This window comes from Muricoccus radiodurans, from assembly GCF_050154705.1.
Taxonomy (GTDB): Bacteria; Pseudomonadota; Alphaproteobacteria; order Acetobacterales; family Acetobacteraceae; genus Roseomonas; species Roseomonas radiodurans.
This window is the reverse complement of sequence record NZ_CP189561.1, coordinates 4424569-4451422: the sequence shown is the minus strand read 5'-3', so window position 1 is coordinate 4451422 and position 26854 is coordinate 4424569. Positions and strand designations below refer to the sequence as shown.

Annotated in this window: 19 protein-coding genes; 2 read left to right on the top strand and 17 right to left on the bottom strand. The window is 74.4% G+C overall.

What is annotated here, in order from left to right; genetic code table 11:
- Window positions 1-61: 61 nt before the first annotated feature.
- The 9 genes from ACP6CK_RS20880 to ACP6CK_RS20840 form a co-directional block, all read right to left on the bottom strand.
- A complete protein-coding gene (locus ACP6CK_RS20880) occupies window positions 62-949 on the bottom strand; it encodes an ABC transporter permease (protein ID WP_426955234.1) in 888 nt (295 codons plus the stop codon).
- Window positions 946-1893 carry an ABC transporter permease gene (locus tag ACP6CK_RS20875; protein ID WP_426955233.1) on the bottom strand — a complete coding sequence of 316 codons (948 nt, stop codon included), beginning with the start codon at window positions 1891-1893 and terminating at the stop codon, window positions 946-948. The genes ACP6CK_RS20880 and ACP6CK_RS20875 overlap by 4 nt, the downstream gene beginning before the upstream one ends.
- A gap of 15 nt (window positions 1894-1908) precedes the next feature.
- Complete coding sequence (locus ACP6CK_RS20870) at window positions 1909-3426, bottom strand: ABC transporter substrate-binding protein (RefSeq protein ID WP_426955232.1); 1518 nt, start codon at window positions 3424-3426, stop codon at window positions 1909-1911.
- Window positions 3423-4487, bottom strand: a complete 1065-nt coding sequence (locus ACP6CK_RS20865; protein ID WP_426955231.1) for an ABC transporter ATP-binding protein — start codon at window positions 4485-4487, stop codon at window positions 3423-3425. Before ACP6CK_RS20865 ends, ACP6CK_RS20870 begins: the two co-directional genes overlap by 4 nt.
- Window positions 4484-5476 carry an ABC transporter ATP-binding protein gene (locus ACP6CK_RS20860; RefSeq protein ID WP_426955230.1) on the bottom strand — a complete coding sequence of 331 codons (993 nt, stop codon included), beginning with the start codon at window positions 5474-5476 and terminating at the stop codon, window positions 4484-4486. The genes ACP6CK_RS20865 and ACP6CK_RS20860 overlap by 4 nt, the downstream gene beginning before the upstream one ends.
- Window positions 5473-6174 carry a DUF1028 domain-containing protein gene (locus tag ACP6CK_RS20855; RefSeq protein ID WP_426955229.1) on the bottom strand — a complete coding sequence of 234 codons (702 nt, stop codon included), beginning with the start codon at window positions 6172-6174 and terminating at the stop codon, window positions 5473-5475. Before ACP6CK_RS20855 ends, ACP6CK_RS20860 begins: the two co-directional genes overlap by 4 nt.
- Window positions 6175-6225: 51 nt before the next feature.
- Window positions 6226-7230, bottom strand: a complete 1005-nt coding sequence (locus ACP6CK_RS20850; RefSeq protein WP_426955228.1) for an energy transducer TonB — start codon at window positions 7228-7230, stop codon at window positions 6226-6228.
- Window positions 7231-7393: 163 nt separating this feature from the next.
- Window positions 7394-8476 (bottom strand): hypothetical protein, encoded by a 1083-nt coding sequence (locus ACP6CK_RS20845; RefSeq protein WP_426955227.1) that lies wholly within the window; start codon window positions 8474-8476, stop codon window positions 7394-7396.
- A gap of 95 nt (window positions 8477-8571) precedes the next feature.
- On the bottom strand, window positions 8572-9810 hold the full coding sequence (locus tag ACP6CK_RS20840) for an MFS transporter (RefSeq protein ID WP_426955226.1): 1239 nt from the start codon (window positions 9808-9810) through the stop codon (window positions 8572-8574).
- Between the two features lie 55 nt (window positions 9811-9865).
- Between ACP6CK_RS20840 and ACP6CK_RS20835 the strand changes: the two genes are divergently transcribed.
- Complete coding sequence (locus tag ACP6CK_RS20835; protein ID WP_426955225.1) at window positions 9866-10723, top strand: AraC family transcriptional regulator; 858 nt, start codon at window positions 9866-9868, stop codon at window positions 10721-10723.
- Between the two features lie 80 nt (window positions 10724-10803).
- On the opposite strand, the gene ACP6CK_RS20830 is transcribed toward ACP6CK_RS20835, so the two are convergent.
- The 7 genes from ACP6CK_RS20830 to ACP6CK_RS20800 all read right to left on the bottom strand — a co-directional run bounded on the left by ACP6CK_RS20830 (window position 10804) and on the right by ACP6CK_RS20800 (window position 25002).
- Window positions 10804-12042, bottom strand: a complete 1239-nt coding sequence (locus ACP6CK_RS20830; RefSeq protein ID WP_426955224.1) for a capsule biosynthesis protein — start codon at window positions 12040-12042, stop codon at window positions 10804-10806.
- A 118-nt stretch (window positions 12043-12160) separates the two neighbouring features.
- On the bottom strand, window positions 12161-13180 hold the full coding sequence (locus ACP6CK_RS20825) for a GNAT family N-acetyltransferase (RefSeq protein ID WP_426955223.1): 1020 nt from the start codon (window positions 13178-13180) through the stop codon (window positions 12161-12163).
- A gap of 133 nt (window positions 13181-13313) precedes the next feature.
- Complete coding sequence (locus tag ACP6CK_RS20820; RefSeq protein WP_426955222.1) at window positions 13314-13703, bottom strand: LCCL domain-containing protein; 390 nt, start codon at window positions 13701-13703, stop codon at window positions 13314-13316.
- A complete protein-coding gene (locus ACP6CK_RS20815) occupies window positions 13700-15019 on the bottom strand; it encodes an aminotransferase class I/II-fold pyridoxal phosphate-dependent enzyme (protein ID WP_426955221.1) in 1320 nt (439 codons plus the stop codon). Before ACP6CK_RS20815 ends, ACP6CK_RS20820 begins: the two co-directional genes overlap by 4 nt.
- Window positions 15016-22341 (bottom strand): SDR family NAD(P)-dependent oxidoreductase, encoded by a 7326-nt coding sequence (locus ACP6CK_RS20810; RefSeq protein WP_426955220.1) that lies wholly within the window; start codon window positions 22339-22341, stop codon window positions 15016-15018. Before ACP6CK_RS20810 ends, ACP6CK_RS20815 begins: the two co-directional genes overlap by 4 nt.
- Before the next feature lie 70 nt (window positions 22342-22411).
- A complete protein-coding gene (locus ACP6CK_RS20805) occupies window positions 22412-23857 on the bottom strand; it encodes a glycosyltransferase family 4 protein (protein WP_426955219.1) in 1446 nt (481 codons plus the stop codon).
- A gap of 119 nt (window positions 23858-23976) precedes the next feature.
- Window positions 23977-25002 (bottom strand): C-terminal binding protein, encoded by a 1026-nt coding sequence (locus ACP6CK_RS20800; protein WP_426955218.1) that lies wholly within the window; start codon window positions 25000-25002, stop codon window positions 23977-23979.
- Window positions 25003-25180: 178 nt separating this feature from the next.
- Between ACP6CK_RS20800 and ACP6CK_RS20795 the strand changes: the two genes are divergently transcribed.
- The gene (locus ACP6CK_RS20795) at window positions 25181-25942 is read left to right on the top strand and encodes an SDR family NAD(P)-dependent oxidoreductase (RefSeq protein WP_426955217.1); all 762 of its coding nucleotides are present in this window, start codon (window positions 25181-25183) and stop codon (window positions 25940-25942) included.
- Window positions 25943-26093: 151 nt separating this feature from the next.
- On the opposite strand, the gene ACP6CK_RS20790 is transcribed toward ACP6CK_RS20795, so the two are convergent.
- Window positions 26094-26852: an ABC transporter ATP-binding protein gene (locus ACP6CK_RS20790; RefSeq protein WP_426955216.1), complete on the bottom strand. Its 759-nt coding sequence runs from the start codon at window positions 26850-26852 to the stop codon at window positions 26094-26096.
- Window positions 26853-26854: the final 2 nt, after the last annotated feature.

The window sequence follows — 26854 nt, the reverse complement described above, 5'->3', positions numbered from 1 at the left end:
GGCCTGTGGTGGTCGGGCGGCATTCTGATCGCTGGAAAGCCCGCCGGGGAAGGGGCGCTCCCTAACGGCCCCGCGACCGCGGATCCAGCGCGTCTCGCAGCCCGTCCCCCAGCAGGTTGAAGGACAGCACCGCCAGGAAGATCGCCGCCCCCGGGTAGATCGCCATCCACGGCGCCTGGGAGAGGAAGCGCTGCGCCCCGTTCAGCATGGACCCCCAGGACGGGTTCGGCGGCTGCTGCCCCAGCCCGAGGAAGGAGAGCGACGCCTCCGCGATGATGGCCTCCGCGATGGCCAGGGTCGCCTGCACCAGCAGGGGCGGCACGATGTTCGGCAGCACGTGCACCAGCGCCGAGCGCCAGGGCGGGTTGCCCAGCGACCGCGCCGCCTCGAACCACTCCGTCGCCCGCGCCTCCATCGCCATGCCGCGGGAGAGGCGGATGAAGATCGGTGTGGCGGAGATGGCGATGGCGAGCATCGCGTTCTCCAGCGCCGGGCCGAGGAAGGCCGCCAGCGCGATCGCGAGGATGAGGAAGGGCACGGAGAGCATCGCGTCCGTGATGCGGGAGACGATCGTGTCCACCCAGCCGCCCGCCAACCCCGCCAGCAGCCCGAGCGGCACCCCCGCCGCCGCGGCCGCCGTGACCGAGATGGCGCCCGCCGCCAGCGACGCCCGCGCGCCCCAGAGCACGCGCGACAGCACGTCCCGCCCGTTCTCGTCCGTGCCGAACCAGTGGAGGGCGGAGGGGGCGCGGCGGATGCGGGACCAGGAGGTGGCGACGGGATCGAAGGGCGCGATCCACGGCGCCAGCACCGCCGCCAGCACCATCAGCACCACGACGACCAGCCCGAAGACCGCCAGCTTGTGGCGGAAGAAGCGCCGGAGCGCCCGGCGCCCCGGACTGTCCGCGCGGGAGGGTGCCGGCGCGGCGGGGATGGCGGTCGCGCTCATGCCGCGCGCAGCCGCGGGTTCACGGCCATGTAGAGAAGATCCCCGATGAGGGAGAGAGCGACGAAGATCAGCGCCGTCACCACTACCACCCCCTGCACCACGGGGTAGTCGCGGTTGAAGACGGCGTCCACGATCAGCTTGCCGAAGCCGGGGATGGTGAAGATCTGCTCGGTCAGCACCGCGCCGGCCAGCAGGCGGCCCAGCTCGATCGTGCCGAGCGTCACCACGGGGATCAGCGCGTTGCGCAGCGCGTGCTTCACCACCACCACCCGCTCCCGCAGCCCCTTGGCGCGGGCGGTGCGGACATAGTCCTGGGACAGGGCGCCGATCATGGCGGCGCGCGTGTGCCGCATGAACACGCCCGCGATCGAGTTCCCCAGCACGAAGGCCGGCATGATCGTCGTCGCCAGCGACTGCCGCCAATCCTCGGTCAGCGGCACGTAGCCGGAGGGCGGCAGCCAGCCGAGCTGCACGGAGAAGAGCAGGATCATCATGATCCCCAGCCAGAAATTCGGCGTGGAGATGCCGGCCAGCGCCACCGCATTGGCGATCCAGTCCACGGGCCGGTCGCGATAGGCCGCGGAGATGATGCCCGCCGGCACGCCGATGATCACGGCGATGACGAAGGCCATGCCGCCGAGCTGGAGCGTCACGGGCAGCTTCTGGAGGATCAGCTCCCCCACCGGCAGGCGGATGCGCCAGGAGAAGCCGAGGTCGCCCTGCAGCAGCCGCCAGAGCCAGGACAGGTACTGCTCATAGAGGGGCCGATCCAGCAGCAGCTCCCGCCGGATCTCCGCCAGCACCTGCGCGTCGCCGCGTTCCTCCCCGGCCAGGATCACGGCCGGGTCGCCGGGCATGAGCTGCTGCAGGGCGAAGATCAGCACGGACAGGATCAGCAGGGTCGGCAGAACCTGCCCGAGCCGTCGGAGCAGCCAGATCCACATGGTCTTCCCGGGGCCTTACTGCAGCCGCAGGTCCTGCACGCGGATCATCCCGTCCGGAACCGGCCGCAGCCCCTGCAGGCGCGAGGTGTGCGCGAAGATGTTCTTCCGGTGCCAGAGATAGATGCGGTGCCGGTCCTGCGTGATCGCGATCCGCCACATGCGCGCGTAGAGGTCGCGGCGCTTCGCCTCGTCCGTCTCCTCCCGCGCCTGGTCGAGCAGGCGGTCCACCTCCGGGTTGGAATACTTCCCGTCGTTTTGCGGCCCCTGAGAGTGGACGAAGGTCCAGATGTTCCCGTCGGGGTCCGGCCGCCCCGACCAGGCGAGGTAGTAGGTCTCGAACTCCCCGCGCGTCGCGGCCTGGAGGGAGGAGGCGAACTCCATCGCGTTCAGCCGCAGCTCGAAGCCGGCCTCCCGTACCATGGACTGGATCACCTCGCCGACCTGCCGAGCTTCCGGGTTGTTGGCGACCGTCATCTCCACCGGGACGGGCGTGCGCACGCCGGCCTCCCGCAGCAGGGCGCGGGCGCGGTCCAGGTCGCGCGCCGGCGGCGTCAAGTCGCGCACGTGGTAGGGGGAGGAGGGCGGCACCGCCTGGGCGGTCGGGACATACAGTCCCTCGTACACCACCTGATTCAGCGCGGCCCGGTCGATCGCCAACTCGAAGGCCTGCCGCACGCGGGCGTCCCGGCCCATCGGCGTCTGGGCGCGCGGCCCGTTGCCGATGTTGATCGTCAGGGACTGGTAGCCCAGCTCATCCGCCTCGGTCAGGCGCAGGCGACGGTCGCGCCGGATCGCCGGCACGTCGGAGGGGGAGGTGACCTCGATCATCTCCAGCGCGCCGGATTGCAGGTTCGCCAGCCGGGCCGTCGTGTCGGTGATCGGCAGGTAGGTGATGCGGTTGAAGTGGATGCGCGCGGCATCCCAGTATCCCGGGAAGCGCTCCACCACGATGCGATCCTGGGCCACGCGCTCCACGAAGCGGAAGGGGCCGGCGCAGACGGGGCGGTTGCCGAAATTCGCGCCGGCCGCCTCCGCCGCCTTCGGGGAGACGATCATTCCCGCGCGGTCCGTCAGCTGCGACACGAAGGGCGCGAAGGGCGCGCGGAGCCGGATGCGGACCGTCAGCGGGTCCACCACCTCCACCGCCTCCATCGAGTTGATCTCGCCGCGGCGGAAGGAGCCCTGCATGGTCAGGTGACGGTTCAGGGAGTAGCGGACGGCCTCGGCGTCCATCGTCTCGCCGTCATGGAAGCGCACGCCTTCCCGAAGTGTGACGATGAAGTTCTTCGGGTCCTCCCAGCGATAGCCGGTGGCGAGCTGCGGCACGATCTCCAGCCGCTCGTTGATATCGAAGAGCTTGTCGCAGATCGAGGCGAAGACGATGCGCCCGACGAAGGTGCGGGCGAGCGTCGGGTCCATGATGTCCGGGTCCTCGCGCAACCCGATGCGGAGGTTCGGCAGGTTCTGCGCCGTCGCCGGCGCCGTGGCGGCGGCCAGGGCGAGCGCGAGGGCGGCGACATGACGTCGGATCATGCGGCGTCTCCGAGAGAGGATCGGTTGAAGAAGGCCTGCAGCCGCGCCAGCCGCTCCCCGCCCCCGCGATGGTCAGCAGGCGGGGCGGCCGGGGGCAGCGTGTCCTGGAAGTGGCAGGCGGCGCGGTGCTCCGGCGTACTGGCCGTGGCACCCGCGACCAGCGGCGGGTCCTGCTGCCGGCAGATGTCCTGCACGAAGGGGCAGCGCGTGTGGAAGCGGCAGGCGGCGGGCGGGTTGATCGGGCTGGGCAGGTCGCCCTGCAACGCCGCGCCCTTCGTCCCCGCCCCGGGCACCGAGGCCAGCAGCGCGCGGGTGTAGGGATGCCGCGGCGCGGAGAAGATTCGGTCCACCGGCCCCTCCTCCACGATGCGGCCGAGATACATCACGGCCACCCGGTCCGCGACGTGCCGCACCACCGCCAGGTCGTGGCTGATCAGGACGAAGGCCAGCCGCAGCTCCCGGATCAGGGATTGCAGCAGGTTGATCACCTGCGCCTGCACCGAGACATCGAGCGCGCTGACCGGCTCGTCCCCCACGATGAGCCGCGGGCCGCTGGCCAGCGCCCGGGCGATGGCGATGCGCTGCCGCTGCCCGCCGGAGAACTCGTGCGGCCAGCGGTCCGCGTGCTCCGGCCGCAGCCCGACGCGGGTCAGCAAGTCCACCACCCGCGCCTTCTCCTGCGCCCGCGGCACCAGACGGTGCAGCCGCAGAGGCTCCGCCACCGCCTGCCCGACCGTCATGCGCGGGTCGAGGCTGGCATAGGGGTCCTGGAAGATCATCGCCATGTGCCGGCGCTGCGCTCGCAGCGCCGAGGCGGAGAGGGTTTGCAGATTCTCTCCGGCGAAGCGCACGGCGCCGGCATCCGCCTTCTCCAGCGCCAGCATCACGCGGCCCAGCGTGGACTTGCCGCAGCCGCTCTCGCCCACCACGGCCAGCACCTCGCCCTCCGCAACCGAGAGGGACACGCCGTCCACCGCCCGCACCGCGCCGCGACGCCTCCCCAGCGCGTCCCGCACGGGGAAGTGGCGCACGGCGTCCCGCACCTCCAGCAGCGCCGTCATGCGGCGGCGTCCAGCAGGGTGTCGAGCGGCGCGCGATGGCAGGCGGCGCGCTGTCCCGGCGCGATCTCCCGCAGCGCGGGCACGGTGTCGCAGACGGGGATGCGGAAGGGGCAGCGAGTCTTGAAACGGCAGCCCTCCGGCGGGTCCGCCAGGTCGGGCACCGTGCCCTCCACGGTGGCGAGGCGCGTGCCGCGCGGCCCGTCCAGCCGCGGCGCGGCGCCGAGCAGGCCGATGGTGTAGGGATGCTGCGGCGTCGCCAGCACCTGCGCCGCCGGCCCGCTCTCGGCCACGCGGCCCGCATACATCACCACCACCTCGTCCGCGTGGTCGGCGACGATGCCCAGGTCATGGGTGATCAGCAGCACGGCGGTGCCGCTGGCCCCGCGCAACTCGTCCAGCAGGGCCAGGATCTGCGCCTGCACGGTCACGTCCAGCGCCGTGGTCGGCTCGTCGGCGATGAGCACGCGCGGCCGGCAGGCCAGCGCCATCGCGATCATCACGCGCTGCCGCATCCCGCCCGAGAGCTGGTGCGGATACTGCCGCGCGCGGCGCGCGGCCTCCGGGATCCGCACGGATTCCAGCATCGCGACCGCCGCCCTCGCCGCCGCAGCGCGGTCCAGGCCCTGGTGCAGCCGCAGCGCCTCGGCCACCTGCTCCCCGGCCGTGAAGGCGGGGTTCAGGCTCGTCATCGGCTCCTGGAAGATCATCGCCATGTCGCGGCCGCGCAGCTGGCGCCGGTCCTCGGCGGGGAGTTCCGCGATCTCCCGCCCCTCCAGCCGGATCGCGCCGCCGACCTCCGTGCCCGGCGGCAGCAGCCCCATCACGGCGAGGGATGCCACCGATTTCCCGCAGCCGCTCTCCCCGACCAGCGCGACCGTCCGCCCGGCGGGCAGGGAGAAGCCGATCCCGTCCAGCACCCGCAGCGGCCCCCGTTCCGTCCGGAAGGTGACGGAAAGGTCCCGGACCTCCAGCGTCCCTGCCGAACTCAACCGCCCGTGGCCTTCTCGATGGCGGCCATGATCACCGCCCGGTCGAAGACGCCGGGATGGTCGCGCCCGGCCAGGAAGCGGCGGAAATGCACGAAGTAGCCCCCGGCCACGTCGTGCAGTCGGCGCAACTCCGCCAGCGGGTCGGGATGGTCGTCCACCCGCAGGTCCAGGTCCGGGTAGGGATCGCGGCTCGCCACCACCAGCGCGGCGGACTGTTTTCCTCGTTTGTCGCCGCCCCTTGCCTCCCCGGCCTCCAGGGCCGTGATCAGCCGTGCGGCCAGGGGCAGCTCGCTCCGCGCCAGGAAGGTTTCCAGCGTCGCCTCCACCACCTCGGGCCCGGCCAGCATGTTGCCGGCGACCGATACGTCCGGGCCGTCGCGATGGCCGGCCCAGTCCACGCATCCCGCGCCGGTATGGCGCGCCGAGCGTCCATCCAGCGCCAGCACATGCAATTGGCGGACCGCCTCCCCCGGGTCGGCGGCGATCAGGTCGCGGACGATCTCCTCCGGCGCCTCCCCGGCGCGCAGCCGGTCGAGGCCGGCCGGGCCGAGCATCGGGTTGATCAGCGCCTGCGTCGCGACCGCGCCGGTCCCGCCCTCCACCTTCAGGCAGAGGGCGCCGACGGCGAAGAAGCGCGTGGCGACGGCGGCGCCGATCTCCCCAGTGCGGGGATCGCGGGCGAGGATGCTCCAGGTCATCCCGCCATGCTGCACCGGCTGGGACGGACGGGCCAGCGGGAGCGGCGGCGATCAGCGCAGGCGGTAGGTGATCGGCACGGTCAGCGGCAGCACCGCCCCAGGCCATTCCGGCGGCAGGGGCGGCAGGACGGAGCGGCGGAGCATCTCCTCCGTCGCCAGGTCGAGGTCGGAGTCGCCGGAGCTGCGCTCGATCCGGGCGCCTCCGATGCTGCCGTCGCGCCGGATGGTGAAGCCGATCAGCACCACCCCCTCCGCCCGCCGATCCCGCGCCGCGGCGGGATAGATCCGGTTCCGCGCCAGCACCGCCTGAACGGCCGCGATGTAGTCGGCGGGCGGCTTCGCCCGCGCGGCGGGACCGGGCCCGCGGGCCGAGGCGCCTGACGCGGCCACCGGCGCGCCATCGGCCGGGGCCGGGCGGCGCGGCACCGGCGGCCGCCGCGGCGGGGCGGGTCGCGGCGGCGCCGGCAGAAGGAAGGGCGCGGGCGGCTGGGGCGAGGGTGGAGGGGACGCAGGCGTGGCCGCCTCCGCCACGGCCGCGTCGGGACTTGGCGGGAGGGCCGGCTCCGCCGGCGTCGCGACGGGCTCGGGCGGGGAACCGGCCTCCGCGGGGGCGGGCGCCTCCTCGGCCGCCGCCGGCACGGGAGGCTCCGGGGGAAACGCTTCAGGAATGGGCGCGTCCACGGCGTTTGGCTCGGCGGGGGGCGCGTCCGACGGGGGTGCCTGGAGAGTGGGGACGTCCGGCGCGGCGGGCGCATCCGGCGCGGCGGCCATGCTGTCCTCCGGGGCTCCCGCATCCTCCGGCCCGGCGTCGACGATGAAGGCGACCTCGGCGAGTGCCATCTCGGGCAAGAAGGGTGGCGGCTGGTTCAGCGCCGCTGCGGCGAGCAGGAGGTGCAGCAGGACGGCGAGCCGCCAGGGCAGCGGGATGAAAGGCCGCCACGCCTCCTCCGGCACCGCGCGGGAGAGCCGGATCACCGGCCCGCGCGGCGACCGCACCGGCCGGGCCTGCCCGGCGGGGAGGTCCAGCCCCGTCCTGATCCTGACCGCGTGCCCCATGCGCCGCCGGATTCAGCCCTCGCGTGCGGGCAGCCGTCAACGCGGCCGAAGCACCCACCCGCCCCATGCCCGACAGACTGCGGGGCCCTGGGGTTTAGGCGCGCAAGCCGTGCGTCCGCCCCCAACGAAGGGTCCGGGAGGCAGGGTCTCCCGGCGCGGGCCGCTAGGCCGGCTGCTCCCAGGCCCCGCGCTCCTCCGGCACGCGCCGGAAGGCGGCGGGGATCCTCACCCGATCCAGCGCGACATCCGCGAAGCGGAGCCCCCGGGCCTCCATCACCGTCCCGCCCTCGATCCGCTTCAACTGCACGCCGTCCGCCGAGAGCCAGACGCGCACGGCATCCGGGCGCCCGCTCCGCGGGATGGCGAAGACCGTGCAGGCGTGCCCGATCACCGTCTCCTCCCCCAGCCGCACCGGCGCGGGGTCGTCTGGCAGGATGGCGTGGCCGTACCGCTCGCCGTCCCGCCCGGGCAGAAGGGCGTAGGTTCGCTCGCGCTCCCAGATCCGCGCCACCAGCCGCGCGGTGCGGTCGACCAGGAGGTCGCCCGGGGCGGCACCCGCGCGCGGCGTGACCCGCACCCGCTGCGACGCGGCGTGATAGAGGCCGGTCGCCTCCTGCCGCCCCCAACTCGCCGTGACGACGTAGTCCAGCACGGTGTCACGGGTCGGGAAGGCCGGTGGCTCCCGGCGCACGCGCGATCGGGCCCGCTCGGGCGCGGGATCGCCCCGCCCGTAGCGCCGGTCGTAATGGGCCGGCCGCTCCCGCGGGTCGAAGCGCGGCGCCCCGAAAGCCTCCACCGTGCGAAGGCCGTGGGTCACGATCTGAAAGCTGTCCGGCGGGCCGTCGAGATCTGGCTCGAGGAAGAGCTCCAGCTTCGTGCCGGTCCGCAGCAGCGCCGGATCCACCGCGAAGAGCGGCGGGTCGGTCGGCATCGGCATGTCGGGCGCGTCCGGCCGCAGGAACCACGTACCGCGACGCGCCACGGTGACGAAACGGAACCGCGCCCCCTCCCGCAGCGCGTCGCCGCCCCGGAACACCGCGCGGGCGACCGCCTCTCCGACGAACCGGCCGTAGGCGCCGAAGCCGATGGCGGGCTCCGCGACCATCTCGGCCTGGAGATGGATCGGGGCGCGCAGCATCGCGTCCCAGCTCTGCTCGAAGTAGCCGGGCGGCGGGGGAGCCGACGTGGCCGCCCGGCCCAGCAGGAGGACGGAGGCCCCGCCCAGGATCAGCTCGCGTCGGCGCATGGGACCTTCCGGTTCTCTCCGGGGCCCTTGTCTCCGCCGGACCGGCCCGGCGGCAACGCGCATCCTGTCGCGGATGTCGCGCGCTGGCCGGGGCGCTACTCCGCCGGCAACGCGACCGGCCGCGCCTGCGCCGCCCAGAGCTCCGGCCGGAGCTCTTCCGGCCGGTCCGGGAAGAGCAGCGCGCAGGAGAGCGCGACGCTGCCGAAGGCCGCCAGCACGATCATCACCAGCCCGAGGTTTCCCGTCACGTCGTGCAGGTATCCCACCAGCGGCGAGGCCGCGGCCGCCCCGAGGAAGCCCACGAAGAAGCGGATGGAGTAGAGCTTCGCCCGCAGGGCCGGCGCGATGTAGCGGGCCGTCATCGTCTCGTTCACCGTGACCTGCCCGAAGATGGACGCGGCCGCGATCGCCGCCACCGGCAGCACCGCCCAGCCGCCCAGGAAGGACAGCGCCAGCAGCGCCGGCACCTGTGCCAGCGCCAGCGGCAGGAAGACACGACGCAGCGTCGTGCGGTCGATCATCCGCCCGACGGTGAACTGCGTCAGCCCGCCGAAGAGCGTGGCCACGAAGGCCAGCACGCCCACCACCGGCAGCAGGGAGGGGCTGTCCGCCAATCGCTCCTGCATGAGCTTCGGCACGAGCAGGGTGAAGGCGTTGAACACGAAGCCCGAGGCCACCGCCATCAGCATCAGCGAGATCACGGCGCGCCGCACGATGTCGCGCGGGATCTCGGGGAAGGGGCGGGCGTTCTTCGCGTGCTTGCGGGCGTCATACATCGGCTCCCGCAGCCACAGCAGGCCGAGGATCAGCGCGAGGATGCCCGGCACGATGAAAGCCCAGCGCCACCCCGCCTGCGCCACCACCAGCGCCGTGACGACGGGCGCGAAGGACACGCCGATGTTGCCGAAGACGCCGTTGTTGCCCATGGCGCGGCCGACGCGGTCGCCGGCGGCCTCCACCAGCATCGCCGTGCCGATCGGGTGGTAGATGGCGTTGAACAGCCCGGCGAGCGCCAGCGCCACGGCCAGTCCCCAGGGACCGGACACGAAGCCCGCCAGCACCAGCGACGCCCCGACGCCGAGGAAGAAGGCCGCCATCAGCGCGTGGCGCCCGACCCGCCCCTCGATCCAGCCCATCGGCAGCGATCCCACGCCATAGAGGACGAACATCCCCGTCCCCAGCGCCAGCACCGGCCCGTACTCCGTCCCGAAGCGCGCCCCGTCCATCGACACCATGCCGAGCACCGCGGTGGCCAGGATGAGCAGCATGTAGTGGCAGACCACATGGGCGGCGTTGATGAACCAGATCTGCCGCGTGGCCGGATCAGTGGGCATGGCGTTCTCCTCGGGCCGAAACTAAACTGGCCGGGAGGAGACGTCCGGCCATATCATGTCGAGAACCGGCCAGAGGAACATCCCGAACCTCGACCTGCCGCAGGATTCGGTGGACCGGCCGCTGGCGGCCTTCCGGCGGGACTACAGCGACGGCGACCAGACCGGCCGGCACCGCCACGCCCGGGTGCAGCTCCTCTACGCCCTGCGCGGGGTCATGCGGATCGTCACTGACATCGCCAGCTTCGTGGTCCCGGCCGGGCGCGCGCTCTGGGTCCCAGCGGGGGAGCCGCACGCCGTGCAGATCGTCGGGCCGGTCGCCATGCGGGCGCTGTTCCTGCGCGCCGACGCCGCCCGCGCGGGGCCGGAGGGCGTGGCGGTGCTCGCCACCTCCCCCTTGCTGCGGGAACTCATCCTCGCCGCCTGCGAGGAGCCGCTCGAATGGGACGAGGGCGGCCGCGGCGGCCACCTCGCGGCCCTGATCCTGGACGAGATCCGGCGCGCGCCCACCCTGCCCTTCGGCGTGCCGGAACCGCGCGAGCCGCGCCTTGCCCGCCTCGCCGAGGCCCTGCGAGCGGACCTCTCCAGCTCCCTGCCGCTGGAGGGCTGGGCCGCCCGGATCGGCGCCTCCCCGCGCACCCTGTCCCGCCTCTGCCGGCGGGAGACCGGCCTCTCCTTCGCCGCCTGGCGTCAGGGCGTGCGGCTGGCCGAGGCCTCCGCGCTGCTCGCCCAGGGTGTGACCCCGGCCCAGGTCGCGGCGACGGTCGGCTATGCCTCCGCCAGCGCCTTCGGGGCGGCCTATCGCGCGGCCTTCGGGACCACGCCGGCCGGACGGGACAAGGCCAGGGGGAAGAACTCCCCATCGAACGCCGCGCGTTCGGCCCCACCATCCTCCTCAATCCCGCGGCGGACCTGACGAGAACCGTCCCGCGGCAGCCTGACAAGAATAGATGGGGGTCCGGGGGAATACCTTTCCCCCGGCCTATTCTTGTCCCACTACGACGAAGGCGTCTCCAGCACCGGCACGTTCAGCAGCCCGTGGTGCAGCCGGTGGACCGCGGCGCGCACGGCCGCGTCCAGGCCGGGTCGGGCGTAGAACGCGCCGCGGATGTGCACGCACCAGGACAGCGCGCGCAGATAGGCCTCGCGCAGGATGGGATCGGGCGGGCGCGCCTCCGTCCAGAAGCGGTCCAGCGGGCCGTCATGCGTCAGGCCCGGGATCTTGTAGACCGCCTGCCCCAGCGCGTGGACCGGCAGGCGGTCCACGATCGCGCGCAGCCCGACGGTGGAGTTCACCGTCACCACGCCCTGCATCGCCTCCGTGATGGCGCCGAGGTTGCCACCGCCGAGGTAGTGGATGCGGGCCTCCTGCCCGGTGCGCCGGGCCATCCGGCGGACGCGCATCGGCCAGCGCTTCAGACCGGGGTCGAGGGGATGCACCTTGATCAGCAGCTGCGCGTCGGCGGGCGCGTGGGCGGCGAAGGAGTCGATGACCTCCCGGATCGCGGTGTCGAGGTCCGGGTAATGCGAGTAGGCGCGGATGGAGTAGTCGGTCTCCATCTGCATCGCGAAAAGGAAGAGCGGCCCGCGGTGGCGCACCTGCTCGAGGATGCGGTCGGCGCGGCGGTTCTCGAAGCCGCGGATCAGCAGCCGCACCGCCATGCCCGCATAGACCGGGAGGGGATGGTGGAGCTGGTGGCTCTCATGATGGCGGAAGCGGCTCGGGAGCAGACCGGCCAGGTGGTAGAGGATGTCCCACACCGCCTGCTGCCCGAAGGAGTCGGTGTGGCGCTTGACCAGATCGGGCGGCGGGAGGTCGCGCGCCAGCTCCAGGATCGCCGCGGGGTCGCGCGGGAAGACGCTCTCCCCGTTCATCCCGTCCCGCTCCAGCACGATCCAGTCGGGGCGGAGATAGCCGAAATCGGTCACCGTCACCGTGATGCCGCGGGCCTTGGCCATGGCGATGGCCTGCTTGTGCAGCGGCCGCTGCTCGCCCAGCAGGACCATGTCAGTGATGCGGTTCGCGTCGAGGAAGGCGCCCAGGAAGCCGGGCCAGTCCTCCTTGCGGCCGGTGAAGTCGGTGGCGTTCGGCTCGGGCCAGAACATCCGGTCGCCGAGCGACAGGTTGATCCGGAACACCCGGTGGCCGCGCGCCATCAGCCCGAGGCCGACCTCCCGGAAGAAGGGGCTGATCGGCCCCTGCAGGAAAAGGAAGCCTCTCGGGGCGGCGTCCACGGGATGGGGTTCGGCTCGCAGGGTTTCGCTTCGCGCGGGGCGGTCGTCTCCGGGCTTGCCCGGCCCGCGAGGTTCGGTCAACGCCCCAACCCATCGCTTCCCTGGCGCAACGACGTCGTCACGCGGGGCCGCGCCAGATCCGCCAGCGTCCCGTCACCGGCGCCGGCAGCGCGGCCATGAGCCGCCGCATCGGCCCGTTATCCTCCAGGATCCAGGAGATCTCGACCCGTGCCCAGCGGCGTCGTTCCGCGAGGGTGATCGCGTGGTCCAGCAGCGCCCCCGTCGCCATGGCGGAGACGGCGGTGCCGCGCCAGGCCCGGCGGATGCCGAGCATCGGCACGCGCGCGCTGTCCACGAAGCCCAGCGCCGCGCCGGCGAGCCCCGCCCAGCCGAAGGGCCAGAGCTGCCCCTCCGCCCGTGCCGTCGCCGCCTCGATGTTCGGCACGATGGAGAGCAGCCCGATCGCCTCCCCCCGCCACGCCGCGAAGAAGACGCGCCCCGCGAGGAGCAGCGGCGCCAGCAGCCCGCGCATCACCTCCGCCTCGGCCCTGGAGACGGGCATCGCGCCCCAGTTCTCCGCCCAGGCATCGTTGAAGAGGTCGCGCACGATTTCGACCTCCGAGGCGAGATGCGAGACGCGCAGCGGACGGATCGTCAGGTCGCCCGTACCCTCCCACCGTGCCAGCAGCGGGCGGAAGCGCGCGCGGTGCCGCTCCTCCGCGACCGTCAGGGTGCAGGCGAGCACGTCCTTCTCGCGTGTGAGGCCGGCAGCATCGAGCATGGCGGGCAGCCAGGGCGGGTTGCGGGGCATGCGCAGCATCGCGCCCTCCCCCTCCACCCGCGCGCCGACCTCGTGGTTGATCGAGAAGCTCAGCGGACCCCGCAGCCGCGTCGCGCCGCGCGCGACGAGCCAGGACCGCGCCGCCTCCAGCAGCGCCGCCAGCACCGCCGCGTCCTGCTCCACCGCCAGGAAGCCGAAATGGCCGATGCCGCCATGCCCGTTCCGCGGCATAGCGGCGACGATCCGCCCCACCACCCGCCCGTCCCGCCAGGCGAGGAAGCGCCGCAGGTGCCACTCGGCCAGCACCGGGTTGCGCGCGGGGTCGAAGACCAGCCGCGTCTCGAAGGCCAGCGGCACGCCCCAGCCTGCCGCCTCCCCGCCGAGGGCGCGGGGCAGGCTGTCGAAGATCGCGATCTCGGCCGGGGATGAGACCTCCCGGACGAGCGGTGCCTCCCGACCCGCCTCGCTCAGGGCGATGACCCGGCCGGGATCACCGCGGCACCGTGCCGTAGGAGCCGGTCATGCGCTCCACCCGGAAGCTCCGGTCGGCGGGGCCAGCGTCGTTGGAGGTGATGCCGTTCCGCGTGCTGCCGGGATAGCGAGACTGGCCGGGCGCGGGGACCACGCTCACCGTGCCGCCCGCCATGGTGATGACGCCGGCATGGACGGCGGCCGCGCAGATCGCGCTGTTCGGTGTGTAGACGTCGGTGCCCCGGACCGGCGCGGCCACGGGCTGCCAGCAGGCGCAGGCGCCGGGCTGCATCGCGCCGAACCCTTCCAGCGTCTCCGGGCAGGGCATGAGCGACCCGCGGGAGGGCTGGGCCGCGGCCGCGAAGGCGAGGGCAAGGAGCGGCAGCACCCCGGCCAGGGCGCGCCTCACCCCGCCAGCTCCACCGGCGCCAGCCCGCCGGAGGCCGCCGCGATGATCCCGACGGCGCGGTCGATCTGCTCGGCCGTGTGCTCGCTCGTGAGGAAGAAGCGCAGCCGCGCGGCCCGCTCCGGCACGGCGGGGAAGGTGATCGGCTGCACGTTCACGCCGCGCTTGAACAATTCGCCGGAAAGCTGCCCGGCGCGGACGGAGGAGCCGGTCATGAGCGGCACGATCGCGTGCGCCGCCGAGGAGCCGGTGTCGAGGCCGCGCGCCTGGAGCCCGTCCCGGAAGCGCCGGGTGTTGGCGTTCAGCCGCGCGACGCGCTCGGGTTCGGCGTGCAGGATGCGGAGGGATTCGAGGGCCGAGGCCGCCAGGACCGGCGGCAGGCCGACGGAGTAGACGAAGCCCGGCACGGTGTGGCGCAGCCAGTCCACCAGTTCCCGCCGCGCGGCGATGTAGCCGCCGCAGGCCGAGAGCGTCTTGGACAGGGTGCCCATCCAGATGTCCACCTCGGACGGGTCCACGCCCTGCAACTCCGCGATGCCGTGGCCGGTCGGGCCGAGCACGCCCATCGAGTGCGCCTCATCGACCATGAGCCAGGCGTCGTGCCGGCGCGCGATCTCGATGAAGCGGGCGAGGTCCGGCACGTCCCCGTCCATGGAGTAGTGGCCCTCGATGATGATGAGGGCCCGACCCGCGCCGCGCCGGGCGGCGGCCAGCTCGCGCTCCGCCGCCTGCGGGTCGTTGTGGGCGAAGGGGATGCGCCGCGCGCCCGACAGCCGGGCGCCCTCGATGCAGGAGTTGTGGGCCATCGCGTCGTGCAGGATCACGTCGCGCGGGCCCATCAGGTGGCCGATGACGGTGACGTTGGTCGCGTGGCCGGAGACGAAGACGAGCGCCGCCTCCGCCTCGTAATGGGCGGCGATCGCGGCCTCTAGCTCAGCATGGACCGGCCGCTCCCCGGAGACGAGGCGGGAGGCGGAGGCGGAGACGCCGTGGCGGTCGATCGCCGCGTGCGCCGCGGCCATGACGCGCGGGTCCGCGTTCAGCCCGAGGTAGTTGTAGGAGGAGAAGTTCAGCACCTCCTGCCCCTCGATCCGGCTGGTCGCGGAGGCGATGCCCTCATGCGTGCGGAAGAAGGGGTTGGGAAGGTGCAGCGCCTCGATGGCGGTGCGCATCAGCTCGAAGTCGCGCAGCCCCGGCAACGCGGAGAAGCCGCGCGCATCGCCGCTGCCGCCGCTCTCCTCCTGACGCGCCCGGCGCTTGGCCAGGCGCTGCAGCAGCGCGAGGCGGGCGGTGGTGGTGAGGCCGAAGCCCTGGCTCACGCTGATGTCTCCGTGGCGGGGCTCTCCAACGCCACGTCCCGGGGCGGCGGCGCGTCGTGCGGCGTCGGCTCCGGGGTGGGGGAGGCCTCGAAATGCTCGATGAGGGCGTCGAGCTGCGCCTCCGGCTTGCCGCCGGCCAGCCCCTCCGCGATGCGGGCGGCGAGGCCCGCGACGGTCAGGTCCTCGGTCACCGCCGAGAGCGGGACGGGCATGCCGAGCCGGGATTCGAGCGCCCCGCGCAGCTCCAGCCCGCCGAGGCTGTCGAGGCCGAGCGAGGCGACGGGCGCATCGGGCGCGATGCTGTCGGGCGGCAGGCGAAGGATGCGGCCGAGCTCCTCCGTGCCGATGCGCGTCAGCAGCGCCCGCGCCTCCTCCACCGGCAGGGTGGCGAGGTGGGCGCGCAGGTCGTCCACCTCCGCCAGCGCCTCGGGCCGGCCGCGCACGGCGGCGAAGGCGGGCTCCTTCAGCACGGGCAGCGCGGTGCCGGCGCGGTTCCAGGCGATGCGGGCGACGGCGGCGACCGGCAGGCCGGACCCGATCAGGCCGGGCAGGCTGTCCAGCGCCTCCCGCGCCGTCAGCGGCTCGACGCCGAGGCGGCGGGCGAGGGTCGCGGCCGTCTCGTCGCTTCGCGCGAGAATGCCGGCATCGGCGATCGGGCCCCAGCCCACCGCGAGCGCCGGCCGTCCCGCCGCGTGTCGGCGGCGCGCGACCGCCTCCAGCCCTGCATTCGCCGCGACGTAGTTCGCCTGCCCCGGATTCCCGAGCGCGGTGGTGGCCGAGGAGAAGAGGAGGAAGAGCGTCAGCGGGTCGTCCGCCGTCAGCCGGTCGAGGTTCTCGGCCGCCGCCAGCTTCGGCCCCAGCACGCGCGCGAAGCGGGACGCATCCAGGGCGGCGGAGGCGCCGTCGTCGAACACCGCCGCGGCGTGGACCACGCCGGTGATCGGCCCCTCCGCCCGCAACGCGTCGAGCGCCGCCTCCAGCGCGTCCGGATCGGAGGCATCGCAGGCGACCGCAAGGCTGCGGGCGCCGAGCGAGGAGAGGGCGGTGATCGCCTCCCCGATTCCCGGTGTCGCGGGGCCGCGCCGCGACAGCAGCGCCAGCCGCTCCACCCCCCGCGCCGCGAGCCACTTCGCGCATTCAAGCCCGAAGCCCGCGGTGCCGCCGGTGACGACGACCGTGCCGCCGTCCGGCTGCCAGGCGCGCGGGGCCGGCCCTTCCGCGCGCGGCGGGACGACGATGATCTTGCCGATATGCCCGCTCGCCTGGAGCAGCCGGAAGGCGCCCTCCACCTCCTCCGCGGCGCGGCGGGCATAGGGAAGCGGGCGCAGGTCGCCCGAGGCCAGCCGGCCGCGGATCGATTCCAGCAGCCGCGCCGCCTCGGCCGGGCGGGCGCGGGGCAACTGGTCCACGTCCACGCCGAAATAGGTGATGTTCCGCCGGAAGGGGCGCACCGCGATCCGCCGATCCTCGGCATAGTCGCGCTTGCCCAGTTCCACGAAGCGGCCGAAGGGGCGGACCAGCTCCAGGCTGCGCTCCATCGCCTCCCCCGCGAGGGAGTTCAGCACCACATCCACCCCGTCCGGCCAGTGGCGGCGCAGCGCATCGGCGAAGCCGGGGTCGCGGCTGTCGAGCACGAGGGTGGCGCCGGCGGCGCGGAGGAAGGCGCGCTTCGCCTCGGTGCCGGCGGTCATCGCGACCTCGGCCCCGGCCGCGCGGGCGACCTGCAGCGCGGCCAGCCCGACGGCGCCGGCCCCGCCATGCACCAGCACGCGCTCCCCCGGGGCGATGCGGGCCATCGTCTCCAGCGAGTAGACCGCGGTGAGAAAGGCCACGGGAATGGTGGCGGCGGCGGTGAAGGTCACGCCCTCCGGGATCGGGGTCAGCGCCTGGGCGCGGGTGACCGCGCGGCTGGCCAGGGCGTGGGGCGCGAAGCCGAAAACCCGGGCGCCGGGGCGGAAGGGCACGCCCGGCCCGACCGCCTCCACCACCCCGGCGCATTCCATCCCGAGCCCCGCGCCGGCGAAGCCGTCCTTCAGCGTCTCCTCCGGCAGCAGCCCCTGGGCCCACATGAGGTCGCGGAAGTTCAGCCCCGCCGCCTCGACGCGGACGAGCACCTCCCCGGCCCCGAGCACGGCCGGCAGGTCCAGCGGCTCCCAGCCGAGGGAGCCGAGCTGCCCGGGGTGACGGGCGACGAGGCGCGCCGGGCGGGTGCGGTGGGCCGAATCGGTGGCCGGAACCAGCCGCGGCACGCGGCGGGCGGCCTGGCCCAGCAGCAGCTCCGGCTCGCCGCCCGGGGCGAGGATCTCCGGCAGCAGGCGCCGCGCCGCGGCCACGGGCGAGAGGGCGGCGTCCACCAGGATGCGCCGCAGCGGCAGGTCGGGCCGCTCATTCGCCAGCACGCGGCCGAGCGCGCGCACCGCCTCCGCGGCCGGTGTCGCGGCGTCGCCCTGGGCGACGAGGGTGAGGCGGGCCCCGCCCGCCTCCGCCGTGCCGGCCAGGGTCGCGAGCGCCGAGAGGCTGGTGGGCAGGGAGGCGGTGCCCGGGCTGGCAAGGGCGATGACCGGGGTGCCCTGCAGCGTCCGCGGCGGCAGGCCGGACACGTCCTCCAGCCGCAGGCTGTCCACCGTGACGCCGAGGCCGGAAAGGACGGCGGCCAGCGCCTCCCGCAGCGGGGCGGCGCCGGTGTCGGCGAGCAGGACGGCGCGCGGCGGGGCGGCGGGCAGGGGCGGCCGGGCCGGCGTGGGGCGGCGCGCGGCCAGCAGCAGCGACGGCCAGGGAGCCGCGCGCAGCGGCTGGATCCGGACCTCGTCCCAGTCGCCGGCCGTGAGGGCGTCCGTCCAGGCCGCGGCGCCAGGCAGGGGCGGGCGCGTCCAGGATTCCGGGTCCTGGCCGAGCATGAACTCCGCGAGCCGTCCCGGCGCGGGCTCGGCGAGCAGAAGGGCACCGCCCTCTGCCAGCGCGGACGCCAGAGCGGGCAGCATCGCGGTGCCCGCGCGGCCGCGGGCCGCGGCGAAGCTGCCCACGACGAGGTCGGCGACCGCCGGGGCGGGCGCGCCGCTGGCCGGGTCCCAGTCGAGCACCGAGACCTCGGACAGGCCGCCTGGGGCGGGCGCGGCCCGCACCTCCCCGGCGAGAAGGTGCAGGACGCGCCGGCCGGACCGGGCCATCGCCGCCGAGAGGTGCCGCGTCAGCGCGGCCCCGCCGAGGTCCAGCACCCGGAAGGGCCGCTCCGCCGGCCAGGCGGCCGCGATGGCGCCGGCCGCGTCGGCCAGGACCTGGGCCAGCCGGTCGCGGGCCGCGGATTCCTCGGGCAGAGGAACGGCCTCGCCACGGCCCGCCAGGGCCTGGGGCAACCGCTCGGCCGCCAGGGCAACCGCCGCCAGGTCTTGGGCCAGGGCCGGGCGCTCCTCCAGCACGGACCGCCAGATCGCCTCGGCGACCGGCAGGTCGCCGGAGGGCAGGAGGCGCCATGCGGCATCCCCCTCCCTCTCCGCCAGGTCGTCCTCCCCCAGCCCCTTCAGCAGGGCGTGGGCATAGGCCGTGGCGGGCACCACGAGGCTTCCGGGCTCCCCGAAGGCGCGGGCCGCCACGACGCTCGCATAGCCCTCCAGCAGCAGGGCGGGCTCGGAGAGGTCATAGGCCTCGTCCCGCGCCTCCGCGGCCGCGAGGGCCAGGGCGAGGGCCGGCTCCGGCGCGGGCAGGGCAGGCTCGGGGCCCGGCACGTCCTCCAGCCGGAAGGCAACGGGCTCGGCGGCCTCCCCGCGCGCGACGCGGACGCGCTGGAACCAGATGCCCTCCGCGGCGGCGACGACGCGCCCCTCGGCGTCGCGCAGGACGATCCGCGCCTCCGCCGCCCGGGCGCCGGCATGGGCGAGGGCGAGCGAGGCGGAGGAGGCGGGCCCGGCGCCGCGACGGAAGACGAGGCGCTCGAAGCGCACGGGCACGGGGGCCTCGCCGCCCTCCGTCCGGTCGCCGAGAAGACCGATCAGCCCCTGCAACGCCCCGTCCAGCCGGACGGGGTGCAGGAAGAAGGCGGCGTCGTCCGGCGCCGACGGGGGCAGCTCGAGCGCCACCTCCGCCGTGCCGTCCGGCCCGATCAGGACGCCCCGGACCGGCCGGAAGGCCGGGCCGTAGTCGAGGCCGAGCCGCGCGGCGAGGGCGTGGATCGTCGCCTCCTCCACCACGCGCCCGTCCCCGGCCGGGGACGGCAGGGTGTCGGGCAGGGCCTCCGCGGTCGCGGCGCGCAGCAGGCCGCGCGCGTGCAGCGTCCAGGCCTCCCCGCCCAGGCGGCGGCGGCTCTCGATCCGGAAGGTGCCGTCGTCCGACAGGCGGCAGCGCGTCTCCTGTGCCCCCGCCTCAGAGGCGGGGACGGGCAGCGCGCGCAGGATCTGAAAGGTCGCGACCTCCAGCGCCGGGGCCTCCGGGAAACGGCGGGCGGCGGCGGCGAGCGCCATCTCGACCATGCCGGCGGCCGGCATCACCGCCTCCCCGCCCAGCCGGTGGTCGCCGAGCCAGGGCAGCAGCGTCGTGTCGAGCATCCGGCGCCAGCGCACCGCCGGCTGCGCGTTCGGCTCGCCGTCCCGCCGGAAGCCGAGCAGCGGGTGGTCGAGGGCGGGATCGTGCAGCCGCCCGGCCTCGGCGGTCGCGGGCAGCCAGTGGCGGGCACGGTGGAAGGGGGTCAGCGGCAGGCCGCGCCGGGCGGCCGGTCCGGCGAAGGCCGGGCCGCCACGCGGATCGGCGCCCGCCGCCGTCGCGCGGTCCGCGATGGGCGGGATGGGATCGCCCGGCGCGTCGCGCTTGGACAGGCTCGCCATCAGGGCGGCCTCCGACTTCGCCGCGCGCAGAGTCTCCCGGATGTAGGATTGCAGGACGGGGTTCGGCCCGATCTCCAGGAAGAGCCGCGCCCCGGCGCCGGCGGCGGCGGTCACCGCGTCCCGGAAGCGGACGGGGGCGCGGAGGTTGCGCCACCAGTAGCCGGCATCCGCCGACGGACCCTCCATCGCCTCCCCCGTCACGGTGGAGAGGAAGGGCAGCCGCCCCGGCGCGGGCTCGATGCCCGCCAGCGCCGCGAGCAGCTCGTCCTTCACCTCGTCCATCGCGGCCGAGTGGAAGGCGTAGTCGAGATCGAGCTCCTTGCAGACGAGGCGCGCCCGCTCCGCCGCGGCGGCGAGCCGGCGGATCGCCCCGGCCGGTCCCGCCACGGTCACGCCGCGGGGGCCGTTGATCGCCGCGATCTCCAGCCCGGGCCCGCATTCGGCCAGCAGCGGCGCCGCCTCCTCCGGCGTGGCGCCGAGCGCCGCCATCCGTCCGCGCCCGCGCGTGCGGCCCTGGGCGGCGGAGCGCGCGACGACGAGGGCCGAGGCCCCCTCCGGCGTCAGGATGCCGGCGGCCATCGCGGCCGCGACCTCCCCCACCGAGTGGCCGAGTACGAGGTCCGGCACGATCCCCTCGGCGGCCAGCGCCGCCAGCAGCCCGGCCTGCACGGCGAAGAGGGCGGGCTGCGCCGCCTCGGTCGCGCCGAGCGCCGTCTCGGTGATGCCATCGGCCAGCGCGGCGGCGACGGACCAGCCGAGCCGCGGGGCGAGATGGGCGTCCACCGCCTCCACGCCGCGGCGGAAGTCCGGGGAATGGCGCATCGCCTCCCGCGCCATGGCGGGGAATTGCGCGCCGTTGCCGGAGAAGGCGAAGACGACACCGCCCGCCGCCGCGCCGGTCAGGCGCCCGGTGACCACCCCCGCCGTCTCGCCGCGGCCATGGGCCTCCAGCGTCCCGGCCAGCGCCTCCGCCCCCGCCGCGCGGGCGACGAGGCGGTGCGGCCCGAGGTCGCGGTGCCGCGCCTGGCCGCGCAGCAGCACCGGGGCACGCCCGGGCTCGGCCCGCAGCCGCGCCGCCCAGGTTCCGGCGAGGCTCCGCAGCGCCTCGGCCGAGCGGGCCGAGAGAAGCAGCGGCGGCAGCGGTCCCGGCCCGGCCTTCGGCTCCGCCGCGGCCGGCGGGGCCGCGAGGAGGAGGGAGGCGTTGGTGCCGCCGAAGCCGAAGGAGTTCACGCCGATCACCGGCGCCGCCCGGCCCTCGGCCTTCAGCGGCTCCGGCGCCACCGGCACGCGCAGGTTCAGGGACGCGAAGTCGATGTTCGGGTTCGGCGCGTCGAAGTGCAGGTTCGGCGGGATCACCCGCTTCTCCAGCATCAGCAGCGCCTTGATCAGCCCCGCCATGCCGGAGGCCGTCTCCAGGTGGCCGAGATTCGTCTTCACCGAGCCGACCGGCAGCGGCGTGTCGCGCCCGGCGCCCATCGCCTCGCCGATCGCGCGCGCCTCGGCGGGGTCGCCGGCCTGGGTGCCGGTGCCGTGCGCCTCGAAATAGGTGACGCGCCTGGCCGACAGCCCGGCCTCGGCCAGCATCCGGCGCATGAGCTTCGCCTGGGCGCGCGGGTTGGGCAGGGACAGGCCGATGCTGCGCCCGACCGCGTTCGCCCCGGCGGCCAGGATGACGCCGCGCACCGAATCCCCGTCCGCCAGCGCGGCGCGCAGCGGCTTCAGCACCACCGCCCCCGCCCCTTCCGACCGCACGTAGCCGTCCGCGGCGGCCGCGAAGACCCGGCAGCGCCCGGTGGGGGAGAGCATGGAGGCGTGGGAGAAGCCGGCGAAGGCGTAGGGAGAGAGCAGGAGCTGCACCCCGCCCACCAGCGCCGCCTCCGCCCGCCCGGCGCGCAGCGCGTCCACCGCGAGCGACAGGGCGACGAGGGAGGAGGAGCAGGCCGTGTCCACCGTCTGCCCCGGACCGCGCAGGTCGAAGACATTGGTGATGCGGTTGGACAGGATCGACAGGGTGTTCCCCGTCATGAAGTAGCGGTCGGCCCCCGACGGATCGGACAGGCGCAGCTCCGCGTAATCCGTGGAGGAGCCGCCGACGAAGACCGCGATCTCCCGCCCCGAGACGGCGGCGGTCGGCCATCCGGCGTCCTCGAAGGCCTCGTGCGCCACCTCCAGCAGCAGGCGCTGCTGCGGGTCGGCCTCCGCGGCCTCCCGCGGGGAGATGCCGAAATGCCCGGCATCGAAGCCGGAGACGTCGCCGAGATGGCCGGCGGCGAAGGTGTAGGACCGGCCGGGCTCGCCCCGGCGCGGGTGATGGAACCACTCCTGGCTGAAGCGCTCGGGGGGCAGGGTGGAGACGGCGTCCCGCCCCTCGGCCAGCAGGGACCAGAAGCCGTCGAGGTCGGGGGCGCCGGGGAAGCGGCAGGCCGTCCCGACGACCGCGATCGGTTCGGCCGCACGGTCCCGGGCCGCCCGGCCGGCGGCCGGGCGCGAGGTCGAGGAGCGCGGCATGCCGGTCAGGCGACGGCCGAGGGATGCTGGGCGGGGGCGGCGCCCCCGCCGGATCGGTGCCGGTCGCCCCTCATGTCAGCGCCTCCCCTTCCTGGAGGGCGCCGCGCAGCACGGGCCCGGAATCGGTGGAGGTCCCCGGCACCGGCCAGGGCGCCATCGGGACGAGGCCGGAGAGCATCGCGTCCACCTGTTCGAAATGCCCCTCCCAGCGCGGCGTGCGCCAGCCCGAGAGGCGCGCGAGCTGCGCGGCGCGGCCGGCGCTCTCCGGCTCGGCATAGCCGAGGATCACGTCCCGCCAGGCAGGGCCGTCCAGCGGGTCGAGGTATTCCGGCACCTCGCCGCCGACCTCCCGCAGGGCGGGCAGGTCGGAGCAGAGGGCGGGCACGCCCATCGCCAGCGCCTCGGCCAGCGGCAGGCCGTAGCCCTCGGCGAAGGAGGGGAAGAGAAGGGCCCGCGCGCCGCGCAGCAACTCCCAGAGCTGCCGGTCCGGCAGGTGCCCGATCTCCCGGACCACCCCGCGCAGCGTCTCGTTGCGGTCGAGGATGTCCACGATGTTCTCGTTCTCCCAGCCCCGGCGGCCGATGACGAGCAGGCGCGGCGTCGCCGAGGTCCCGAGGCGGGACACCAGGTCCCGCCAGAGATGGAGAAGAAGAAGGTGGTTCTTGCGCGGCTCGATGGTGCCGAGCACGACGAAATAGGGCTCGGTCGGCAGGGCGGGCGCGGGGGCCGAGGGCGTCTCAACGCCGAGCGGCGCGACGAGCACCGGGGGCGGCGCCCCGCGCTCCTTCGGCCGGGCCGCCAGATAGGGGGCCAGCGCCTCCGCCGTGTGGGCGGAGTTCACGATCACCGCGTCCGCCAGCGCCGCCGTGGTGGCGATGCGCCGCAGGTGGCGCTGCGCCTGGCCGGGCCGCGCGTATTCGGGGTGGGTCGCCGGGATCAGGTCGTGGATGAGCGGGACGAAGGCGCAGCCGGCATCCCGGATGGCCGCGATCGGCCGCTCCCGCTCCAGCGCGCGGTGGGAAACGAGGAGGAAGACCTTCGGCCCGGGCTCCCGCAGCACGCGCGAGAGGGCGCGCTGCCCGAAGCCGGCCGTGACTCGCCAGCGCAGCTGACGGGCAAGGCGCCGCACGCGGCCCGCCGCGCGGCCATGCGGGTCCGCGCCGTTCCAGGCCTCGGTCAGGCCGGTGATGAGAAGCGTCGCCGCGCGCCAGGGAAGGGCGGCGTAAGGTCCCGCGACACCCTGGGCGACGAAGGTGCAGCTGCCCTCCGGCCGGGCGGCCCAGCGGCGGGCATAGGCCATCTCCACCCGGTCGATGCCGGAGGGCGCGGTCCGCCCGGCAACGTTGAGCAGGCGGGAGATGTCGAGGACGACGTGCGGCTGCGCGGAGGGCCGTTCCGACACCAGGGGGAAGGCGGAGCGCACCGGGCGTCCGCGCCGCCAGCCGAAGGTCGAAAGTACCGGCTGGCGCGTCCGCTGCACTGGCAGGTCTTCCGACAGGTGCTGGCGAAGGATCATCTCACCCTCTCCGAGGCCCCTCTGCGGTTTTCATACCGCAGCTGCGAAGGCGTTGTCAGCCGGTCTTTGATAATTCGTTAAATTCTGCTCCGTGACATATCAGATGTTAATCGCGCCGCTCAATCATCATCCGGTCGGATGACGTTAGTGTGCAGTCCATCGACCAGGACGTCGCGCATCGTCTCCGCGCTCTTCTGTCGGATATCTTGCCAGGCCTCGGGCGTGTGGAAGGCGCTGTGCGGCGTGATCACGAGCCGCCCTGCCAGCCAGGGCTCCCGCGCGCGGTAAGCGGCAACGAGAGCGGGCACGGGATCGGGCAGCGGCTCCTCCGGCACCACGTCGAGGCCGGCGGCGGCGATCGTGCCGTCCTGCAGGCAGCGGTGCAGCGCGTCGAGGTCGAGGATCGGCCCGCGAGCCGTGTTCACGATGACGGCGCCCGGCGGCATGCGGCGCATCAGCTCCTCCGTCACCAGCCCCTTCGTCGTGCGCGTCAGCGGCGCGTGGATGGAGAGGGTATCGGACTGCTCGAACAGCTCCTCGATCCGCCGGACCCGCCCGATGCCGAGCGCGAGGTCGACGCCGTTCGGAAGGTAGGGGTCGTGGAAGATGACGCGCCAGCCGAAGGCCTTCGCCCGCAGCGCCACCGCCGTCCCGATCCGCCCGAGCCCGAGCACGCCGAAGGTGCGGGTCTGCGGCCGCTGGATGACCGGCGAGTCCACATAGGCCCAGGGCGCCGGCGGCACCTGCCGCGTCGGGTCGCCCCGCTGCAGGTCGTGGTGCAGAATGATGCCGCGACGAAGCGAGAGCGCGAGCGAGACCGCGTGGTCCGCCACCTCCATCGTGCCGTAATCCGGCACGTTGCAGACCGTGACGCCCCGCGCCGCTAGCGTCGCGCGGTCCAGCCGGTCGTAGCCGACGCCCATCCGCACGACGACCTTCAGCTTCGGGAAGCGCGCGATGTCGGCGGCCCGCAGCCAGATGCGGAAGATGAAGAGCCCCTCCACCTCGGCGCAGATCTCGTCCGGCAGCTCGGACAGGCTCTCCTTCACCCCGCCTTGCAGGATGCGGACGGTGGGGCCGAGGACTTCCCGCTCAAGCGACGTGTCGGGGTAGAGCCCCTCCGGCTGCAGCACCGTCAGCACCATCGTTTCCTTCCCGCTGGATTCGGGCGGCATCCTGGGCGGCGGCGGGGCGGGCGGCAACCGGGGGACCGGCGCCCCGTGTGGGCCAGCCTCTTGTTTGCTCGGGATCCGCGCCCCCGGCCCCTAGGCCCTGCGGCGATCTGCTCTAGGGTCCCGCCGGTTCAGATTCGAAGGGGGCCGCATGGCCGAACGCCGCATCCTCGTGACAGGCGCGTCCAGCGGCATCGGCGCCGCGGCGGCGCGGCGCCTGGCCGCGCCCGGGCGCGCCATCGCCGTGCATTGCCGCCAGAATCGCGCGGGGGCCGAGGCGGTCGCGACGGACCTCCGCGCCGCCGGGGCAGAGGCGGTGATCCTGCAAGGCGACCTGACCGATCCCGCCACCCCCGCCCGGCTGGTGGAGGAGACGGTCGCGGCCTTCGGCGGGCTGGAGGTGCTGGTGGCCAATGCCGGCTTCGCCGACCGCACCCCCGTCTCCGCCCTGACCGACGAGGCCTTCGCCCGCAGCGCCGACACGATCCTCTGGGGCTTCCTCCGCCTCGCACGCGCCGCGGGGCCGCATCTGAAAGCGGCCGGTCAGGCGGGACGGGCGGCACGGATCGTCGCCGTCTCCTCCTTCGTCGCGCATCTCTTCCGGACGGACACGACGGTCTTCGCCGCCTCCGCCGCCGCCAAGGCGGGGGTGGAGGCGCTGGTGCGGTCCCTCGCCATCGAAGGGGCGCCCGATGTCACCGTCAACGCGGTGGTGCCGGGCTACACGCGCAAGGACCCTGGGGCACACGCGGCGCTCGATCCCCGCGCCTGGGACGACATCCTGCCCCGCATCCCCCTGCGGCGCCTGGGCACGCCGGATGACGTGGCGGCCGCGATCGCCTTCCTCGCCTCTGCGGACGCGGCCTATGTCACGGGGCAGGCGCTGCATGTCAGCGGCGGGGTGGTGATGTAGGAAAGGTTGGGGAGAAGGTCTTCTCCTCAAGCCCCTCATCGACTTCCATCAGGCTGCCGCGGGACCGTTCCGAACCGTTGCGCGGCAGCCCGATAGAAATAGATGGGGGTCCGGGAGAATACTCCCCCCGGCCTTCACCATCGAAGCAGCATCACTCCGCCGGGACCTCTTCGCCCAACACCTCGGCCACGGTGCCATCCGCCACGATCCGCCCGGCGTCCAGCCGGATGACCCGCGTGCACCAGCGCCGCACGGTCTTCATGTCGTGCGTCGCGATGACCAGGATGTCGGCGCTGTGGACGAGGCCGATCAGCCGCTGCTCCGCCTTCTCCATGAAGGCGGCGTCGCCGGCCAGGAACCACTCGTCCATCAGCAGGATCTGCGGCGTCATGGCGGTGGCCACCGCGAAGGCCAGACGCACCGACATGCCGGCGGAATAGCCCTTGATCGGCACGTCAAGGAACTCGCCGAGCCCGGCGAACTCCGTCACCTCCGCCTCCAGCGCCGCCGTCTCCGCCTCGCTCATCCCGCGGTAGAGGGCGCGCAGGCGGATGTTCTCCCGGCCCGTGCTGTCGTTGTCCATGCCGGCGGCGACGTCGATCAGCGTGCCGACCGTCCCGTCCACCTCGATCCGGCCGCCCGCCGGCTCGTAGATGCCGGCGATGGTCCGCATCAGCGTCGTCTTGCCCGCGCCGTTGCTGCCGACCAGCGCCACCCGCTCCCCGGAGCGGATGGTGAAGTCCAGCCCGCGCAGGGCGCTGACCACCACGCGGTTGGACTCGTCCGCCTGCAACCGCTTGCTGGCGGCGGAGAGAAGGGTCTTCTTCAGGCTCCGCGCGCCGAGGTGATAGAGCGGGAACTCGATCGTCAGCCCATGCGCGGCGATGCGCGCCTCGAGAGGGTCGTTCATCC

Excerpts from the sequence above, each read along its gene's own strand:
- ACP6CK_RS20865 (WP_426955231.1), bottom strand. The coding sequence starts at position 4,487 with ATGACGGCGCTGCTGGAGGTGCGGGACGCCGTGCGCCACTTCCCCGTG.
- ACP6CK_RS20795 (WP_426955217.1), top strand. The coding sequence starts at position 25,181 with ATGGCCGAACGCCGCATCCTCGTGACAGGCGCGTCCAGCGGCATCGGC.
- ACP6CK_RS20800 (WP_426955218.1), bottom strand. The coding sequence starts at position 25,002 with ATGGTGCTGACGGTGCTGCAGCCGGAGGGGCTCTACCCCGACACGTCG.
- ACP6CK_RS20875 (WP_426955233.1), bottom strand. The coding sequence starts at position 1,893 with ATGTGGATCTGGCTGCTCCGACGGCTCGGGCAGGTTCTGCCGACCCTG.
- ACP6CK_RS20790 (WP_426955216.1), bottom strand. The coding sequence starts at position 26,852 with ATGAACGACCCTCTCGAGGCGCGCATCGCCGCGCATGGGCTGACGATC.
- ACP6CK_RS20805 (WP_426955219.1), bottom strand. The coding sequence starts at position 23,857 with ATGATCCTTCGCCAGCACCTGTCGGAAGACCTGCCAGTGCAGCGGACG.
- ACP6CK_RS20810 (WP_426955220.1), bottom strand. The coding sequence starts at position 22,341 with ATGCCGCGCTCCTCGACCTCGCGCCCGGCCGCCGGCCGGGCGGCCCGG.
- ACP6CK_RS20835 (WP_426955225.1), top strand. The coding sequence starts at position 9,866 with ATGTCGAGAACCGGCCAGAGGAACATCCCGAACCTCGACCTGCCGCAG.
- ACP6CK_RS20845 (WP_426955227.1), bottom strand. The coding sequence starts at position 8,476 with ATGCGCCGACGCGAGCTGATCCTGGGCGGGGCCTCCGTCCTCCTGCTG.
- ACP6CK_RS20840 (WP_426955226.1), bottom strand. The coding sequence starts at position 9,810 with ATGCCCACTGATCCGGCCACGCGGCAGATCTGGTTCATCAACGCCGCC.
- ACP6CK_RS20850 (WP_426955228.1), bottom strand. The coding sequence starts at position 7,230 with ATGGGGCACGCGGTCAGGATCAGGACGGGGCTGGACCTCCCCGCCGGG.
- ACP6CK_RS20880 (WP_426955234.1), bottom strand. The coding sequence starts at position 949 with ATGAGCGCGACCGCCATCCCCGCCGCGCCGGCACCCTCCCGCGCGGAC.
- ACP6CK_RS20855 (WP_426955229.1), bottom strand. The coding sequence starts at position 6,174 with ATGACCTGGAGCATCCTCGCCCGCGATCCCCGCACTGGGGAGATCGGC.
- ACP6CK_RS20870 (WP_426955232.1), bottom strand. The coding sequence starts at position 3,426 with ATGATCCGACGTCATGTCGCCGCCCTCGCGCTCGCCCTGGCCGCCGCC.